This window comes from Sulfurospirillum sp. UCH001 (genome assembly GCF_001548035.1).
GTDB lineage: Bacteria > Campylobacterota > Campylobacteria > Campylobacterales > Sulfurospirillaceae > Sulfurospirillum.
On record NZ_AP014723.1, the window covers coordinates 2269139 to 2282565 of the forward strand.

Sequence of the window (13427 nt, forward strand, 5' to 3'; positions counted from 1 at the left end):
CTTCCTCTTTTTACACACTTTTATAACGTTTTTAAATCATTAAAATCAATAATGCAACCACAAGACCTAGTGCTGCGGTATTAATTCCCGTAGAAACTTTTTTCGTAATTTTTGGGAGACTATTTTCTTTGGTTAAACTCTCAGCAACTAAAATGACACCTACTTTTTTGCCCTCAATGTTCAATAATGGTTTTGCCAAAATAAAATAGTCACTATTCAACATATATTTATTTGCAATAACCTCATCAACATTGATTCCTTGAATCTTTTGAAGAAATTCACTATCACTTTTGGATTGAACGCTGATTTCATCTTTACCAACACGTTGATGTTTGTATGTTTGTAATTTTTTCATATCTAAAAAATCACGATTGAGTAAAATTTGAAAAATTTTTCCGTTAGACTGATAGAGGTCAAAAAGAAAATCAGCGGTACGTTTCACTTCTAAAATACCATTCTGTGTCGGATACAACGCTCTTAGATATACCTGTCCATCATCATACTCAATCCCACTGTAAGGTTGGTTGGTCGCCAACACTTTACGTAAACTCTCAGTATCATAAGACTCTGATGAGATAACTGGTTTTGGCGAAGATGACGCAATTTTTACCAAATTTTTATTGTAGAGCTCAATAATCACATTTGATTTGGCGATGACTTTTAAATTTGCATCCAATGCATTGAGTTTGTCCATCATTGCCGAAGTATTATTTTGCATGTTAAGAGCTGCCATAAATTCTGGATTTGCGAGTAAAAGACCACCTATGACCTCTAGATTAAACAAGGAATCATTAATTTTTGTGTCTAACTCTCCAAAGTAACTACTATGGCTGGCTTCGTACAAAATTTTCGTCCCTCTTTGTGCCATAGAATTTAAATAGTACATTGTTCCAACAATGCCTAAAAGAGCGATGGCAGTAATCGTTGTAAACCAAAGTCCTTTACGTTTTTTCAACTTTTCAAAAAGTGCCTGTAATTTCAAAATTAAGCTAAACATTACTAATGATTCCTCCTCAATGTATCTTTCATCTTAACATCTTCCTCCTAAAGTCTCTCTTCCTTCTCTCAATTGCTCTAATTGCTCTTTTAGTTTCATCATCACTGTATGCCAATTTCCGTGTTCTTCTTGCCTCAAAAGAGTTAAGCTACGATACCAAGGCGCAGTATCTCCTTCTTGTCCCCAACGCCAATCCGCAGGATGTGGCACTAAAACAAAACCTTTTTTATCAAGAGCGCCACACAAATGTGCCACGGATGTGTCCGTGGTTATGACCATATCTAAATGGTTGATAAGAGAAGCCGTTTTAGCAAATGTTGTAAGCTCTGCGCTATGGTCGATAATTTTTTCTTCCAACCCTTGCTGTTTGATTTCATCTGCGTCTTGCCCTACTTGCAGCGAATGCCATACAATACCTTCACAATCAAGCAGATCTTTGAATCTTTCTAACCCCACATAACGTTCATGGTGCCCTTTATGCGTATTACTTCCACTCCACACCAAACCAATGTGATAGTGTCTAGGCTTAAAATCATACGAATACTTTTGCGAGCTCATGAGATACGGAAACGTACTTGGGATCGTCTCACGTGTTGTGCCCAAATAAAAAGGTGCTGAGAGTAAAGGCAAGTAATAATCGTGCTCAGGAATGGCTTCTTCTTCACTATAAATTGCTTGAATTGCGGGTATGGATCGAAAAAGCTCCATCAACTCTGTTCTTGTGCGCACTAAGACTCGAGCACCCAATTTTGCCAATAATGGTGCATAACGTATAAACATAATGTTATCGCCATAGCCTTGCTCGTTTTGCAACAGTAGCGTTTTACCAACCAGACTCTGACCTCGCCACATTGGTGTTTTATAAGGTTGCGTTTTCACAAGCAACTCACTCATTTTTAACCGATGTTCATACCTTTTCCATCCACCACGATAATTTCCTAAAGAGAGTTCTATGAGTGCAACATCAAAGTTAGCATTGGTATGATTTGGATTAAGCGCTAATGCTTTTTGATAATAAGGCATTGCTAGAGCATAATTCTTTTTTTCTTTATAAATAGCACCTATGTTACTATAAGCATCTGCAAAATCTGACTGCAATACAATTGCTTGTTTAAGTGATGCTAACGCTTTATCTATTTGTCCAAGGCTACGCCATAAATTGCCAAGATTATTAAAAGCAGCAGCATCTTTTGAATTGATTTTAAGAACATTCTCATACGCTCTAAGTGCGTTATCACTCTCTCCTAACTCTTTATACGCGACGCCTATGTTATTGTACGCTTGCGTTTTTGAAGGGTCAATCGCTATGGCCTTTTGATAGGCAATAAGCGCATGAGGATAATTTTTGATAGACGTATAAAGATTTCCTACAATAAGATGCGCTTCATATTCATTCGGAAAATCCCGTACCATAGAAGATGCAATCTGAAGAGCATCGGAAAACTGATGAAGATGACGCAACAAATCAATCAATGCCAAATAATCGCTCAATTGATGCCCTAAAGCAATAGCTTTTTGAAGCATATCTGCGGCTTTTTGATGGGCATTATGGAGACGATACAACGAAGCGAGATTACTGTAAAACGGCACATAAGCATCATCATGGCTCAAGCCCACTTTGAGAATAGCAAAAGCATCTTCGTATAATTTTGCACGTTTATACGCAACGGCAAGATTATTCAAAACCCGAATATGGCTCTTTTTTTCCAAAGGGTATGTTAATGCTTTTTTATAGCATAGAATAGCAGAGGGATACTCCAAATCTTTTAGAAAAATATCTCCCGTTTCTATTATAGGTAAAGCCATAGATGTCACGTTTTACTCTTTAACCGTTGGATGCATCATAAACGAAGGATTCTCTTCTGTTTGAGGAGCACTTTTTTCTTTTATTTTTGTGCTCTCTTTGGATTTACTTCTTTGTTTGAGATGCTCATCATAAGCATTTTTGCCCTGAAAAAGGACTTTCTCTTTAATGTCCATTTTTTTCACGGTTGTATTGGAATCGTTCGCGCAACATAAAGAGGTCAATGCTAAAAGAGAAAACCATGCTTTTACGTTCATGCTCAAACCTTTCATCCTATTAGAAACCAAAATGCTCAATTAATTTTCCTTGCTTAGCTAACAACGAAAAATAATCAACCACACGCGATTTCTCACTGCGCAATTTTTCAAGCTCCGCATTATTGACTTGTCTTTGCGCTTGCAATAATGTCACCAAATCTTGACTGGAAAGTCTAAATTTTTCCCAATATGCATCAGCCATTTTATTACTTGCGTCAATTTCTGTTGTTAATGTATCGATTGTTTTTGTATTGGTCTGAACGGAATTAAAGAGTTTTTGGGAATTCCACTTGGTATCTTGCTTGGTATATTCAAGGTTATACACTAAAGCAGACGCTTCACTCATAATACGAGCTGCTCTTGCTTCTGTTTTACCACCATCATAAAGGTTAAGGCTAAACGTCACTTCAGCGATAAAATCATTATTCATCCCCTCAGATGGACTGGCACTTTTGAGCATATCATCACGAAAACGTCTTGAATTTGTCATCGAAAAATCAATCTTCAAACCTTGGCTTGCGCTGTTGATGAGTAGGTCTTTTTGTTTGCTTTGTATTTGCGTTTCTAAAATATTGACATCGGTATTGAATTTTTTAATCTGATCATAGACTTCATCAAATGGTTTGAGATTGGTTTGAAAGTCTGTTTCAAATGGCGTTAAATCTTCCAGTTTTGCGTTGGTTAAAAATTCATAATAATCTTTTGCATTATTGTACGAAGACTCGGTATTGATAAGTGCTGTTTTTGCATTGGAAACACTTGCTAAAATAGAATTTTCATCGCCAACCGTAGCAGCTCCAAGCTCTCGTTTGATTTTGACAATATCAAGAATTTTGAGTAATTTATCGTAATTATTGCGATTGACCTCTATGGCCATTTTCCCATACACAACGCTAAAATAGGCATCAATTACTTTGATGATTTCCTCTTCAAGTGTTCCTTTTAAACGCTCTTCTTGCTCTTTTTTCGTAATGTAGGTTTTTGCGACCGTTTCACTGTGTTCTCCTGATGAGAAAAGGTTATAGGAGGTTACAATGTCGCCTCGTGTTTGGTTGTAGTACTGATCGTCAAAACCTGATGATTTTTTATGGGTATTGCCTGAGACGATATCAACTTTTGGTAAAAAATCGCTATACGCTTCTTTGGTTCCATGCTCTGCTTGAAAAATACGTTCTTTTGCCTGCATGACCCTGTAATTCACCTTCATCGCCGTAATGACTGCTTGCTTGAGTGTCACACGATTGCTGATTGCTTCACCATCTTTTTGAGCAAGAAAGGTATTCAGTTTTGCGATACTATCGTGTTCATTTTCACTGGTATCCGCATTTACAATCGTACACGAAGCTATCATCCATACAAAAAAGATAAAAATATTGTGAGAAACACGTAAGAACACTCTTATTCCTTATTTGACATCAATTTTAAGATAGCCGTATTCAAATTGTTTGTTTTCGTTTGGCTTATAATTGATAGAAATTTTATTTTTTAATTGAGGTATATTTTCTAGGCTATTTTTCAAACTTAACACTCTACCCAATGAAACTTGTCTTGCTTGCGTTGAACTAATCAGCTTTTGCGAATCGCCCACATTGATAGCAAAAGTCGCATTTGGATGTGTTTTAAGCACTCGCTCCATCGCTTTACTGACATGTGCAATATCTGATTTATTGACAAAATATTCGTTATTTTTGAAGACAATTAAAAAATCAGACTCTTTAAAATCTACTTTCGTGGACTGATCGGCTGCTTTAGTGAGTGTATTTTCTCCCACATCACTCGCACTTGTTGCATTGCTCTCTTGTGGTTTTTGAAACGAAACAAATGTTACTTTTGGCGCTGTTTCTTCTTTAACTTCCACAGAAGGCTCTTGTGTCACAACAGGAGCAGGAAGATTTTTAGAGTTAAACTGCATGTAATAACCAACATTCACAAACATGATGAGTACGAACAATAATAAAACTAAAATAACAGAAGAGAAAAGATCTACATAAGAGATAAAGGGATTCATCTCTTCGGGATTAGAACCTGCCGCCATCCACTAACCCTTATTGTTCATTTGAATTTTTATGAAAAAAGGAACTGAAAAAGCCCTTGATCTCACTAGCAACGCCACCGCTCTGTAATGCATGCGCTTTGTCCAATCGTGCAATAATCTCCTCAATGGTTTTGAGTGATGCATTCATCTCTAAAAGTTTTTGATTGGTTTGCGCCATTTCTTGACTTAACTGACTGACAATGTATGCTTGTTTTTCCTGCTCAGTTTGATTATAAAGTGTTTCAAATGCCTTATTTTGCTCCAGCCCTTCGCGATGTGTTTGCTCTAATACATCAAGCTTCATTCCTAATGTTTCAAGGCGTTTATTCTCATCTTCAAATGCTTTTTGATACGTTTCATACGCCATTTCAGAGTGTTGGAGTAACGCATGCGTGGTTTGTGTCTCAAGATTGAATGATGCATGAAGCTTTTCAAAATTGTTATAGAGCGCTTGCTTGCCCTCAGTGTACTCGTCATAAAAACGCTCGTGCGTTACAAAAAAGGATTTTAATGCATCATACTGTTGATGCAAGGTTTGCTCCATCGTCATTGCAACATTCAACGCCTCAGCTGATGCGCTGTTGGCTTCTGCTTTCAACGCTGTTTGCACACCCATTAAGGCCTCTAGAGTCTCTTGCGATACATTCAACACAGAAGCAATGCGTTCAGTCATACTAAACATACTTTTATGGTTTTCTTGCATATCTGTATGGTTAAAAATAACACGCTCATTCAATGTTTGCAAAGCATAAAGTTCTTGTGACAATTGCTCTTTAAGCAGATTCATTTGTGTATCAAAATGAGCATACGCTTTACGTGTTTCACCAAACTGCTCTTCATTCAGCGCCATACTCTTTAAGAGCACTTGATGACTGGCTTCACACTGCACAAAAATCTGCATAAGGCTTGACGCCATATCTATAAAGCGATTAAGCATAGTGTCAAACTTTTGAGTGTGTTGTTCAAGTTGAAGTACATTTGCCTCAGCATGCGCATTGATGTTTTGAGTAAGCGTATGCAATGTATCGATGAGCTGTTGATGTGAAGCGTTGTGTTGGGCTTGGTCTTGTTGTTGCAAGGCAATCATGGTTTCATTTTGTTGTTGTTCTACTTCAAGCTTATGATTGACGTTTACGACACCATTATTGACGGCTAAAAGAGTATTGGCGGTTTGGTGAAGAAGCTGATTTTGTGTCTCAAAAAGTGCATAAAGTCCTGTTTTATCCGCTTCTTGTTTTTTCTCTTTTTGGCTATCTGCATCTTTGGTGTATGCAACAAACTGATCAAATTTTTGCACCTGATTTGCCTGTGTGAGGGCAATCGTTTGAAACGTATTGGAGTGAGCTTCCATAACCGTTTTCATGGAAGCGAGTGTTTCAGACATGGCATGGAAATTTTCATTGGATTTTGTTAATTTGGCAATTTCATGTGTGAAGTGATTCATCTGCTCCAAAAAGATATCAATAAAGCTTTTGCGCTGTTCTGGAAGTTCGGAAACGCTTCCTGTTGTTGTTCTACCAAGTGCTTCTGGCGCGATATCAATAATTCTGTCTTTAAGCCAATCCTCAACACCACTGATCAGTGTGTCTTGTGAACGAAAAAGAATATAACCATTCATTCCTAAAATAACCGCGCACACAACACCAAATAAAGAGGCGCCAAAACCTATCGCCATACCTGAAAGTGGACCAGAAAAATCTTGCATGATTTGTTTGATATCAACATCACCATTGAGCCCCAAGATAATTTGCCCCATGCTATCAATAGCTTCGACCAAGCCAACAAACGTACCAAGAAGACCCACAAGCATGGCGGTATTGACGAAAAAGCTGGTATAGGATTTTTGTTTACTGAATTTACTGTTGAGCCATTCGATGATATTACGGGATTCTTCTTGTGTGAAGAGCATCTTTTGCTGACTCTTGCGTGTCTTAAGCATATGCGCGATGTTTGCAGGAAGAATAGAGTCAATGCCTTTAAGGTAAAACTCATATCCTGTCTTTTTGTACGCCAATGCACCAAATGTTCCACCCAACATCATAATGCCAAATCCACTTGCAGTCTGGTACAAAGCACCTACTGCTAAAAGTCCTAAAATAGCACTACTGAAGATGACTGTCGCCATAAAAAAGACACTCAATAAATCAATATTGACCCATACAACGTAAATAATAAAAAGCCAAATAATAAAATATGCTTTTAAAATTTTAATGCGCTTCATAAGCCTTTTTATCCCTTTTTGATGTATCTAAAAATGTATAATTTTCTATGCATGATGCTTAGAACCTAATAATTCTATCAATAATCTATTTTAACCATTCTTAATCCATTTTAAATAAATTACATTATTGTTTTTCAATCAAGATTTTAGAGCGGAAAAATACTCTTTTATCATCTTTTTTTGTAAGTAAAACTATAAGTAAAAATAATATATTGACTGCATTGAACGTGTTTTAAAAAGTAATCTTTTCCTATAAAGATTTTACAATCACTCAATGCTATAATGTACACGCACTGTGAAATTTAGACTTAAACTCAAGGAGCTAAAACGTGTCAACCAGAATCGAACATGATCTAATCGGCGATAAAGAGATTTCCAATGAGTGTTATTATGGTGTTCAAACAGCACGAGCTGTTGAGAACTTTCACATTACAGGTGTTACGTTAGGAAGCTTTCCTACGTTTCTTGAATCTATAGCAAAAGTAAAAAAAGCAGCCGCACTCGCCAATTATGAACTGAATCTTTTGGCTGAAAACAAAAAAAATGCCATTATTGAAGCATGCGATGCGATTATCTCAGGTAAATTCCACGATCAATTTGTCGTTGACATGATCCAAGGTGGAGCGGGAACTTCAACCAATATGAATGCCAATGAAGTGATTGCGAACATTGGTTTAGAAATCTTAGGGCATAAAAAAGGTGAATACAAATTCTTGCACCCAAATAACGATGTTAATCTTTCTCAATCCACCAATGATGCCTATCCAACTGCCCTTCGTGTAGCACTTTATGAAAAGCTTGGTGAGCTTGGTGAATCTATGAAAATCATCAAAGACTCATTTGCTAAGAAGTCTGCAGAATTTAAAGATGTCATCAAGATGGGTCGTACGCAACTTCAAGATGCGGTTCCTATGACACTAGAGCAAGAATTTCGTACCTATGCCGTTATGATTGGAGAAGATATACAAAGAGTGCATGAAGCAAGGCAGTTAGTCCGTGAAATCAATATGGGAGCAACAGCCATTGGAACGGGTATCAACGCGCATCCTGATTATGCTAAAACCGTAGAAGCCAAACTTCAAGAAGTGACGGGTCGACCTTTTATCACGGCAGGTGATCTTGTCGAAGCAACGCAAGATACGGGTGCTTATGTTCAAATTTCGGGTGTTCTTAAACGTGTAGCAACCAAAATGTCTAAAATCTGCAACGACCTTCGTTTGTTAAGCTCAGGCCCAAGAACAGGCTTTGGTGAGATCAATCTGCCTGCAATGCAACCAGGAAGCTCCATTATGCCAGGTAAAGTTAACCCAGTCATTCCAGAAGTGGTCAATCAAGTCTGTTTTCAAGTTATTGGCACCGATATCGCTGTAACGATGGCATGTGAAGCAGGACAATTGCAACTGAATGTTTTTGAACCACTCATCGCTTACAATCTTTTCAATTCCATCAATATGATGAAAAACGCGTTTGAAACCTTAGCTTATACGTGTGTTGATGGTATCACCGCCAATCCTGAGAGATGTAAATCACTCGTTCTCAATAGTATAGGGCTTGTAACCGCACTCAACCCTTACTTGGGGTATGAGAACTCAACCATGGTTGCAAAAGAAGCTTTACAAACAGGAGGCTCTGTTTACGACATTGTATTGGAGAAAGGGTTACTGGCAAAAGAAGAGCTTGATGAAATTATTAAACCCGAAAATATGATACAACCTCATAATTTTGGACTTTCAGAAAAAAGTAAATTTGTAAAACTTTAAAAAACAGGGGTAAAAGTCCCCTGTTTCACCATTATATATGTAACAGAGCGTATCACTTAATTTTTATATCTTCAAATTAATTCCATTCTTTCAATCTTTTTTTAAAATCTTTCACAAAAAGTCATTTTCAAGTCTCTTTAGAGGTTTAAACTTCCATCACCTTTAAATCTTAAGGAGACAAAATGTCAACTAGAATGGAACACGATCTAATCGGTGATAAAGAAATATCTAACGAATGTTATTATGGCGTTCAAACTGCGCGCGCTGCTGAAAACTTTCATATTACAGGTGTAACGCTTTCAAGCTTCCCAACGTTCATCATCTCTCTTGCAAAAGTTAAAAAAGCGGCTGCTTTAGCAAACTATGAACTTGGACTTCTTGCTGAAAACAAAAAAAATGTAATTTGTGATGCATGTGATGAAATCATTGCTGGTAAATACCACGATCAATTTGTTGTTGATATGTTCCAAGGTGGAGCAGGTACTTCAACAAACATGAATGCAAACGAAGTTATCGCAAATATCGGTTTGGAGAAAATGGGTCACCAAAAAGGTGAATACAAATTCCTTCACCCAAATAACGATGTTAACCTTTCTCAATCAACAAACGATGCTTACCCAACTGCGCTTCGTGTAGCACTTTATGAAAAACTAGGTGAACTTACAGGCTCTATGAGCATCATTAAAAACTCATTTGCTAAAAAAGCAGCAGAGTTTAAAGACATCATCAAAATGGGTAGAACTCAACTTCAAGATGCTGTTCCTATGACTCTAGAGCAAGAGTTTAGAACCTATGCAGTTATGATCGGTGAAGATATTCAACGTGTAACTGAAGCACAACAACTTGTTCGCGAGATGAACCTTGGTGCAACAGCAATTGGTACAGGTATCAATGCACACCCTGATTACGCAAAAACAGTAGAAGCAAAACTTCAAGAAGTAACTGGCCGTCCATTTGTAACTGCAGGTGACCTTGTTGAAGCAACACAAGATACAGGTGCATATGTACAAATCTCTGGTGTTCTTAAACGTGTAGCAACTAAAATGTCAAAAATTTGTAATGACCTTCGTTTGTTAAGCTCAGGTCCAAGAACAGGATTTGGCGAAATCAATCTTCCAGCAATGCAACCAGGTAGTTCAATTATGCCAGGTAAAGTTAACCCTGTTATCCCTGAAGTTGTAAACCAAGTATGTTTCCAAGTTATCGGTACAGACGTAGCGGTTACTATGGCATGTGAAGGTGGCCAACTCCAACTTAACGTATTTGAGCCAGTTATTGCTTACAACCTATTCAATTCTGTAAACATGATGAGAAACGCATTTGAGACACTTGCTTATACATGTGTTGATGGCATTACAGCAAATCCTGAGAGATGTAAATCACTCGTACTGAACAGTATTGGACTTGTTACAGCTCTTAATCCATTTATCGGTTATGAAAACTCAACTTCAGTTGCTAAAGAAGCTCTAGAGACAGGTGGTTCAGTGTATGACATCGTTCTTGAGCGTGGTCTTTTAGCAAAAGCAGAGCTTGATGATATTATCAAACCAGAGAATATGATTAAACCTCGTACATACGACAAAAAGTAATTTTTTTTTCCGTGCCACATGGGAGACCGACAACCTCCTTCCTCTCCCACATACCCTCTCATGTGGCACCTGATTGCTTTGATGGCTTTTTATAAAGCCCTCAGAGGAGTTTATGAAACTTAGACAAAGGAGTTACCATGTTATGGTTAGAAGTTATCGTAGTTCTTGCCGCCATTTATTTCGGTGCAAGACTAGGTAGTATCGGTATTGGTTATGCGGGAGGTTTGGGTGTTCTTGTCCTTACCTTGGGGTTAGGATTGAAATTAGGATCAATTCCTATTGATGTTATTTTGATCATTATGTCTGTTATTGCAGCTATTGGTGCTATGCAAGTAGCTGGTGGACTTGATTATATGGTTAGTATCGCTGAAAGAATCTTGCGTAAAAACCCTAAACAAATTACATATCTTGCACCTGTTGTCACTTATGTTATGACATTTTTTGCAGGAACTGGTCATACAGCGTTTTCAACACTTCCAGTTATTGCTGAAGTAGCGAAAGAGCAAGGTATTCGTCCATCTCGTCCTTTAAGTATTGCGGTTGTTGCTTCTCAAATTGCTATTACAGCATCTCCTATTTCTGCAGCAGTTGTCTTTTTAAGCGGTGTATTGGAAAAACAAGGTATTGGTTATTTAGAGCTTCTTGCTGTTTTAATTCCATCTTCTTTCCTTGCGTGTATGGTTGCAGCATTTGTTGCTAACTTCTTGGGTAAAGACCTTAAAGATGATGAAGTATATCAAGAGAGATTGGCTAAAGGTCTTATTAAAACCAGAGGTACAACAAAGTTAGAAATTAAACCAGGTGCAAAACTTTCTGTTGCAATTTTCTTAGTTTCTATTCTTGCTGTTGTTACATATGCAACATTGATTAGTGATAAAGTGGGCGTTATCAAAAACCCAGTTGTTCCTAGAAATGAAGCGATTATGCTTTTCATGTTTGCAGCAGCTACATTTATCTCTTTCTTTACTAAAATCGAAGCAGCTCAAGTTCTTAACTCTGCAACATTTAAATCAGGTATGAGTGCATGTATTTGTGTACTTGGTGTTGCATGGCTTGGTGATACCTTTGTTGCAAATCATATTAAAGAGATCAAAACACTTGCTGGTGATTTACTAAACGTTTATCCTTGGTTACTTGCTGTTGTTCTTTTCTTCGCAAGTACACTACTTTATTCACAAGCAGCTACTGCAAAAGCGCTTATCCCAAGTGCGTTACTTCTTGGTGTTTCACCATTAACAGTTGTTGCTTCTTTTGCAGCGGTAAGTGCACTTTTCGTACTTCCAACCTACCCAACACTCATTGCAGCAGTTGAGATGGATGACACTGGTTCAACTCGTATTGGTAAATATGTTTTCAACCACCCATTCGTTATTCCAGGCATCATTGCTATTGCACTTTCAGTTATCTTTGCATTTGTTATCGGTGGTATGGTTTTATAAGAGCTCTTTGAGCTCTTTTTGATGACGTAGGTTTAAACGCCTACGTTATCAACCTTTTAACACTAAAACAAGTCTTATACAAGACAATATTTCATTTCGCCTTTATGCTCGGGGCTCTTTTTGTCCCGATTTGTTTTCTAGTCAAACAACTTTTTATAAGGAGAGTATTGTATGAATTTTTTTAACAAATCTATCGTAGCGTTGGCACTTATTGGTGCATCTTCTTGTTTGATGGCAAAACCTACTATTGCCATTTTAGCCACAGGTGGTACCATTGCGGGTGCTGGTACATCTGAAATCAAAAGTTCTTATTCAGCAGGTGCAGTGACCGTTGACAAACTTCTTGCAGCAGTCCCTGCAATCAATGATTTAGCAACGGTTAAAGGCGAGCAAATCTCAAGCATTGGTTCACAAGAGATGAACAACAAAGTGTGGTTAAAATTGGCTAAAAGAGTCAATGAGCTTCTTGCACAACCAGACATTGATGGTGTTGTCATTACTCATGGTACAGATACAATGGAAGAGACAGCTTATTTCTTAGACCTTACAGTTAAAAGCAAAAAACCTGTTGTTTTAGTAGGCGCTATGCGTTCAGGTACCTCTATGAGTGCAGACGGTCCTATGAACCTTTTTAATGCGGTACATGTTGTAACAAGTAAAGAGACATCAGGTAAAGGTGTTGTGGTTGTTATGAACGACGAAATCCACAGCGCGCGTGAAGTTACAAAAATTAATACAAGCTCTGTTAACGCATTCGCTTCTCCAAATGCAGGTAAAATCGGTACCGTTTATTATGGTGACGTTAAATATTTGATGCAACCAACTCGTAAACACACTGTAAACTCTGAATTTGACATTAGTAAACTTGAAGATCTTCCACGTGTTGACATTCTTTTTGCTCACCCAGAAGATACAGATAGCTTAGTCAAAGCAGCAGTTGCTGGTGGCGCTAAAGGTATTATTCACGCTGGTATGGGTAATGGAAATCCATTCCCTGCAACAGAAGCTGGTCTTGGCGAAGCTGTTAAAAAAGGCGTTGTTGTAGCTAGAAGCTCACGTGTACCAACAGGTAGCACAACCCTTGAAGGTGAAGTGGATGATAAAAAATTCGGCTTTATCGCTGTTGATAGCCTCAATGCACAAAAAGCAAGAGTTCTTTTGATGTTAGGTCTAACTAAAACTAACGACAAAGCGGCTCTTCAAAAAATGTTCTTAGAGTATTAAGAAGTCTTCCATCTCTCTTCATGGAGAGATGGAGTCTTTTCACTTGTATGCTATAATATGAATTCTTCTGCCTCACAAGAGGCTAGCTTTAGTGCCACGGC

The 13427-nt window shown here is 37.8% G+C and carries 10 protein-coding genes; 4 read left to right on the top strand and 6 right to left on the bottom strand.

What is annotated here, in order from left to right:
- Positions 1–31: 31 nt before the first annotated feature.
- From UCH001_RS11335 to UCH001_RS11360, 6 genes are read right to left on the bottom strand one after another with little or no spacing between them, the layout of a single operon-like run.
- Positions 32–997: a hypothetical protein gene (locus tag UCH001_RS11335; protein WP_067177907.1), complete on the bottom strand. Its 966-nt coding sequence runs from the start codon at positions 995–997 to the stop codon at positions 32–34.
- A gap of 33 nt (positions 998–1030) precedes the next feature.
- Positions 1031–2803 carry a tetratricopeptide repeat protein gene (locus UCH001_RS11340; protein ID WP_158508969.1) on the bottom strand — a complete coding sequence of 591 codons (1773 nt, stop codon included), beginning with the start codon at positions 2801–2803 and terminating at the stop codon, positions 1031–1033.
- A 12-nt stretch (positions 2804–2815) separates the two neighbouring features.
- Positions 2816–3058 (bottom strand): hypothetical protein, encoded by a 243-nt coding sequence (locus tag UCH001_RS11345; RefSeq protein WP_145973127.1) that lies wholly within the window; start codon positions 3056–3058, stop codon positions 2816–2818.
- A gap of 19 nt (positions 3059–3077) precedes the next feature.
- Positions 3078–4454: a TolC family protein gene (locus UCH001_RS11350; RefSeq protein ID WP_067177912.1), complete on the bottom strand. Its 1377-nt coding sequence runs from the start codon at positions 4452–4454 to the stop codon at positions 3078–3080.
- Between the two features lie 9 nt (positions 4455–4463).
- On the bottom strand, positions 4464–5093 hold the full coding sequence (locus UCH001_RS11355; protein ID WP_067177914.1) for a hypothetical protein: 630 nt from the start codon (positions 5091–5093) through the stop codon (positions 4464–4466).
- A gap of 10 nt (positions 5094–5103) precedes the next feature.
- Positions 5104–7314, bottom strand: coding sequence for a MotA/TolQ/ExbB proton channel family protein (locus UCH001_RS11360; RefSeq protein ID WP_067177916.1), 2211 nt, complete (start codon positions 7312–7314; stop codon positions 5104–5106).
- 329 nt (positions 7315–7643) lie between these two features.
- Here UCH001_RS11360 and aspA (UCH001_RS11365) point away from each other — a divergent pair, with 329 nt between their 5' ends.
- From aspA (UCH001_RS11365) to UCH001_RS11380, 4 genes are all read left to right on the top strand, one after another.
- Positions 7644–9074 carry an aspartate ammonia-lyase gene (gene aspA / locus UCH001_RS11365; protein ID WP_067177917.1) on the top strand — a complete coding sequence of 477 codons (1431 nt, stop codon included), beginning with the start codon at positions 7644–7646 and terminating at the stop codon, positions 9072–9074.
- 182 nt (positions 9075–9256) lie between these two features.
- The gene (gene aspA, locus UCH001_RS11370) at positions 9257–10663 is read left to right on the top strand and encodes an aspartate ammonia-lyase (protein ID WP_067177919.1); all 1407 of its coding nucleotides are present in this window, start codon (positions 9257–9259) and stop codon (positions 10661–10663) included.
- Positions 10664–10800: 137 nt separating this feature from the next.
- A complete protein-coding gene (locus UCH001_RS11375) occupies positions 10801–12102 on the top strand; it encodes an anaerobic C4-dicarboxylate transporter (protein ID WP_067177921.1) in 1302 nt (433 codons plus the stop codon).
- Between the two features lie 171 nt (positions 12103–12273).
- Positions 12274–13326: a type II asparaginase gene (locus UCH001_RS11380; RefSeq protein ID WP_067177923.1), complete on the top strand. Its 1053-nt coding sequence runs from the start codon at positions 12274–12276 to the stop codon at positions 13324–13326.
- The last annotated feature ends 101 nt before the right edge of the window (positions 13327–13427 follow it).

What these genes read in the sequence shown, in the direction of transcription:
- UCH001_RS11335 (WP_067177907.1), bottom strand. Translation starts at nt 997, where the DNA reads ATGTTTAGCTTAATTTTGAAATTACAGGCACTTTTTGAAAAGTTGAAA.
- UCH001_RS11340 (WP_158508969.1), bottom strand. Translation starts at nt 2,803, where the DNA reads ATGGCTTTACCTATAATAGAAACGGGAGATATTTTTCTAAAAGATTTG.
- UCH001_RS11345 (WP_145973127.1), bottom strand. Translation starts at nt 3,058, where the DNA reads ATGAACGTAAAAGCATGGTTTTCTCTTTTAGCATTGACCTCTTTATGT.
- UCH001_RS11355 (WP_067177914.1), bottom strand. Translation starts at nt 5,093, where the DNA reads ATGGCGGCAGGTTCTAATCCCGAAGAGATGAATCCCTTTATCTCTTAT.
- UCH001_RS11360 (WP_067177916.1), bottom strand. Translation starts at nt 7,314, where the DNA reads ATGAAGCGCATTAAAATTTTAAAAGCATATTTTATTATTTGGCTTTTT.
- aspA (WP_067177919.1), top strand. Translation starts at nt 9,257, where the DNA reads ATGTCAACTAGAATGGAACACGATCTAATCGGTGATAAAGAAATATCT.
- UCH001_RS11375 (WP_067177921.1), top strand. Translation starts at nt 10,801, where the DNA reads ATGTTATGGTTAGAAGTTATCGTAGTTCTTGCCGCCATTTATTTCGGT.
- UCH001_RS11380 (WP_067177923.1), top strand. Translation starts at nt 12,274, where the DNA reads ATGAATTTTTTTAACAAATCTATCGTAGCGTTGGCACTTATTGGTGCA.